The following is a 4,027-nucleotide window of genomic DNA, read 5'->3' on the forward strand; positions in this document are numbered from 1 at the left end:
AAACCATCATCTCAATGGATCACAGGCCAATGATGCACTAACAATCAACTTGGACCAGTCAGATGAGGCTGCTCACAGGTGATCGCCGTTTTTGATGCACTGACCGGAGAGGGCGGTGGCTATAAACCAGAGAACGTCGGAATTTACGGTTGTTCCGCGGGCGGTGGATTGGTGGCAATGGCGACAAATGCCATGTCGCATCGCGGAGGAGCGCTGCCTGGTGCGGCCGTAATGCAAAGCCCGCAGACTGATTTCTCGTTCAATAGCGATTCGACATGGACGCTGCGGTACGACGATCCACGCACTAACGTAGATCACTTGATCGACTCAGTCTGGCCGATGCTGGGAATTACTGAAGAGAAAGCACAAGACCCGCGCTACTCAACTGTGTACGACAATTTCGAGGGGCGAGATTTCCCTCCGACGATGGTACAGACTGGGTCTAAGGAAATTCAGATGAGCGACGGCATACGCATGTACGGAGTCCTGCGTAGTGCGGGCCACGAGGCAATTCTGGATGTTCACGACGCCATGCAACACTGCTTCCACGGTCATTCCGAGACACCGGAATCCGCTGAAGCTGTTCGCCGCGTCGCTGTGTTCCTAGAAGAGCATCTTGGTTCGGAATGAGAAAAATGGATCGCTGAAAGGAGGGGGCGAGTGGCTCGGAGAGACGCTTTGAAGTCGCTCGCCCCATATTGAAAACGTAAGAAAATGGACGTTGTCAATTCTCAGCGGATCGAGGCCATTTTCCGCATTCGGGACCTATGATCCGAGCGCCGTGTATGGCCGATATCCGCCCTTCGCGACTGATGCTGCACAAAATACGCGTGCGTACAATGGGCTCACTGCCGATGCTCTCTGCAACTTTCAGCAGTGCCGGCTCGCAGCCCAAATCAGACATTTGTAACAAGACTTTGCAATTTCCGAGATCGGATCTAGGTGCGCTCATAACGCTGCATTTCTGACATTGATTTATTTAAAGAAATCTTGGAATTTTGCCCATAAGTTTGCATGCTACAGAGAACTCATCGAATAAACAGGCCGTCAGGCTTTTATACTGTGCCCAAATGCAGTTTACTCCCAATCTCCAGCAGATGAGCGCCACGTCTTAGCTTCCGCATCCCAAACACTGGCCGTGACGCAAGGCGTTGGGTTTATTCCGTCGCAATTGGATCCATGAATATCCGCCACGACAACTCGTCGACGCCCAAAATCAAGGACCGTCCAGCCTTGGTTGAGCAAGGAGTGCACCTCTTCGCTAACCCAAAAGTGCGACATGCATCCGCCAGTTCCGCAGTAAAGAGATGCGGCACTGGAACACGCGAAACCAGACTCATTCAAAACCCAGTCGCGTTGTAGATCTCCGTCGAGATCGACCCTTTCAACCGCGCCCCAGGCTATGTCAAACTGACCGTCGTTGAACTCCGCGCAGGCTCGTGCCGCCAGATCAACCTTTTCCCGCAAACCGATGGGAAGTTGCGAAACGTCAGTCGCGAAAGCTGGTGAGGTCCAAACAAGGCCCGAAGCAAGCATAACCCCGGCGACCAAACAGTTCATCTGACGCGCTATTTGGGAAGCGGGTTGGAAGGTGGCATCAATTGCACTGATCATACCTGTAGTCCCCATATTCCAGCCAGTTTGCCGAGCCTTCGCTAAAAATCAGAAACTCGGACCTGTCTTCCCCAAGCAGGGCGACGACAAATCCGACTGGCGGTACAGAGTTTCCAAAGTAACTGTAGGCCGTCATGGCTCTGATCGACTCACCGTTGACCGTTACTCGCGCGTCCCACTCCCCCTCTGGATTGTCCAGAATTACATATTCGATCTGGCGTTTTATCGCTCCTCCACCACAATAGACAATGCCTTCGGGTGCATCGTAGGAACCCCCCTGGCTAGTATCTGAATCGCACGCGGAACGAAGGGACCGAATTGCCGCGCCGGAACCTTTCAAGTCAAAGATTCCGTAGCTGACATCTTGATCAATCATCGACAGATTAACCGATGCATTGGCCGCAAGCTGGTCCAGTACAAAACCATAGTCTTGCTGACTATTGAAACTGACCTCGACAGGATAATTGTCGACGATCTGAAAAGCCGCGTTTTCTGCGCCAACCTGAAATGCCCCAACTTCGGTGGTGCCGTTCTTCAAAAACCGAATGGAAAGCCCTTGCTTCTGCACAATGTCCTGGCTGTCCTCATATCCAGCCGGAGCAAAGCGGATACGGTCACACTGAAGTTCCAGGGTCATGTTTCCGGTCTGAATAAATGCGTTGGGATTAGGCCCGGAGTTGAACGTCCACTCCGCCGATGCTGTGGTCGCCATTGCCATCATCAACGCTCCAATGGAAATCGTATTGAACCTCATTTTTTTCTCTCCATGCTGTTACGTTTCGCGCAGTCATTCAGCAGAGATTCCGGCCCGTTACCTGGGCAACCAGATCAGGAAACAGGTTCGCCGTATTCGTTTGCGCCTTCTTGGGAAGGTCGCGTCAACCACCATATCATCAGGATGGACAGAACCAGTTGAAGAATTGAGACAACAACAATACCAGTCATGCCCAGGACTGCCGCGGGTCCTCGCAATGCATCGGGGTTTTCCGTCCCTTGCTCCAATACCGAAAAGAACGCCACCCCACCCAGCATAACAAAAAGCGTTGTAATGCTGAGCGCCATCGGCAGCAGCAAATACCAGCCAGGTCGTCCTGTATCATGCAGCCTCCGCCAACCGGCGGCCAGCATGGGTATGAGAACAGCCAGTTGGAAAACAGAGGACAGAACCCGAGATCCTTGCCCTGTTTCGGGGTTGGTCCCGAATATGATCGTATCCAGCACAGCTAAAGCAGCGCTCGCGAGAACCACGAACAAGAAGAACCACCAGTATTCTGAGCGTAAAGCCCGACCGGAGAACTGGAAGTATTTCGAGAAACACGTTTTTACGGCTTCGCCAAATCCCATATTTCACTCCATTCTTAACTTCTGTGCGGCCTTAAACGCTTCGCCGCTCAGGAGAGCGAACTCGCCCCTACGGATGCTCCCTCTTACCTTTGTTTGAAAGCAGAAGCCTATCGCACGAGAGCGTAAAGGATTTTACGCGCGGAAAAAATATTGATTTATTAAAAAATAGATTCAAACATGCGAATTCGACACAACTTTCATTTTACCTCCGTTGTTGTCGCTGTCGCCCGATTTGTCGGGCCCTTCCGACTGCTGGAGTGAGTGCTGGCGGTCGGAAGGCACTCTACAGTGATTGAGCGTTGGGAGGACGCGATGCTTAGACTTAACGAACTCGCCCTCCCTCCAGAGTTTGCTCTAGCATTTGCTAGTGGCGTCATTCAGCCTTCGCACGTTATTGGCGGCCCCGATAGTCAACAAAATATCGTCTCGCCGACCAAGCCCCCCGCGGCAAGTTTTGGGAAAGGTAGTCACAGGATCAAGGTATGTTCAATTGGCTGCACAGGCGCGAGAGCTTCAAACAAGCGCATCCAATTTCACTAATTTCAAGGGAACCAGAGGGAGAAGAAAATGTCTAACAAGATGGTGATGATTGCAGGCGCGACATGTTTCGCACTGCTTACGGCCTGCGACGATACGAGTACATCAAGCGCGTCCGCCGAACTCACACCGGCTCAGCAAGCATGTTTGCGAGATGTAGCCAATACGACGAACAATTCGCAAGTCGTGGTGCTCTCGTCTGCATTCAGCGAAGCTGGAACACAGGTCACAGTCGGCGTTGGCGAGGATCGTGCTCCTTGGAATTGCATTGCTTACAGTGATGGCGCGACAGCTGGTATCGAGTTCCTGGGCGACGAAGGCGCATTGTGACCTGTCTGCTGCGTAGCTGAGTACGGCTGCGCGGCACTGGCTCGCTCTTCGGATAGTGCAGGCCATGTATTCTTCGCGTCTGATCCAAGGGGTTCTGAAATACTACACGTTCATCGAACTGATGACTGAGCAGCCTCATCTGACTGGTCCATTTTGATTGTTAGTGCATGATCGGCCTCTGATCCATCGGAATGATGGCTTC

5 protein-coding genes are annotated in these 4,027 nt (G+C 52.4%); 2 read left to right on the plus strand and 3 right to left on the minus strand.

Annotated elements, in window-relative coordinates:
• The first annotated feature begins 78 nt into the window (after positions 1-78).
• Positions 79-630, plus strand: coding sequence for an alpha/beta hydrolase (locus tag AC2FLO_RS15305; protein ID WP_496755252.1), 552 nt, complete (start codon positions 79-81; stop codon positions 628-630).
• A 447-nt stretch (positions 631-1,077) separates the two neighbouring features.
• Here AC2FLO_RS15305 and AC2FLO_RS15310 read toward each other — a convergent pair whose 3' ends face one another.
• The 3 genes from AC2FLO_RS15310 to AC2FLO_RS15320 all read right to left on the minus strand — a co-directional run bounded on the left by AC2FLO_RS15310 (position 1,078) and on the right by AC2FLO_RS15320 (position 2,958).
• Complete coding sequence (locus AC2FLO_RS15310) at positions 1,078-1,614, minus strand: hypothetical protein (RefSeq protein ID WP_480587982.1); 537 nt, start codon at positions 1,612-1,614, stop codon at positions 1,078-1,080.
• Positions 1,598-2,335 carry a hypothetical protein gene (locus tag AC2FLO_RS15315; RefSeq protein WP_496811720.1) on the minus strand — a complete coding sequence of 246 codons (738 nt, stop codon included), beginning with the start codon at positions 2,333-2,335 and terminating at the stop codon, positions 1,598-1,600. Before AC2FLO_RS15315 ends, AC2FLO_RS15310 begins: the two co-directional genes overlap by 17 nt.
• Positions 2,336-2,442: 107 nt before the next feature.
• A complete protein-coding gene (locus AC2FLO_RS15320) occupies positions 2,443-2,958 on the minus strand; it encodes a DUF805 domain-containing protein (protein WP_480587985.1) in 516 nt (171 codons plus the stop codon).
• Between the two features lie 567 nt (positions 2,959-3,525).
• Between AC2FLO_RS15320 and AC2FLO_RS15325 the strand changes: the two genes are divergently transcribed.
• On the plus strand, positions 3,526-3,825 hold the full coding sequence (locus AC2FLO_RS15325; RefSeq protein WP_425082515.1) for a hypothetical protein: 300 nt from the start codon (positions 3,526-3,528) through the stop codon (positions 3,823-3,825).
• Positions 3,826-4,027: the final 202 nt, after the last annotated feature.

This window comes from Ruegeria sp. TASC047 (assembly GCF_059612445.1).

Bases quoted from the DNA above. Each gene is read 5' to 3' on its own strand.
- AC2FLO_RS15310 (WP_480587982.1), bottom strand. From the start codon at position 1,614: ATGATCAGTGCAATTGATGCCACCTTCCAACCCGCTTCCCAAATAGCG.
- AC2FLO_RS15315 (WP_496811720.1), bottom strand. From the start codon at position 2,335: ATGATGGCAATGGCGACCACAGCATCGGCGGAGTGGACGTTCAACTCC.
- AC2FLO_RS15320 (WP_480587985.1), bottom strand. From the start codon at position 2,958: ATGGGATTTGGCGAAGCCGTAAAAACGTGTTTCTCGAAATACTTCCAG.
- AC2FLO_RS15325 (WP_425082515.1), top strand. From the start codon at position 3,526: ATGTCTAACAAGATGGTGATGATTGCAGGCGCGACATGTTTCGCACTG.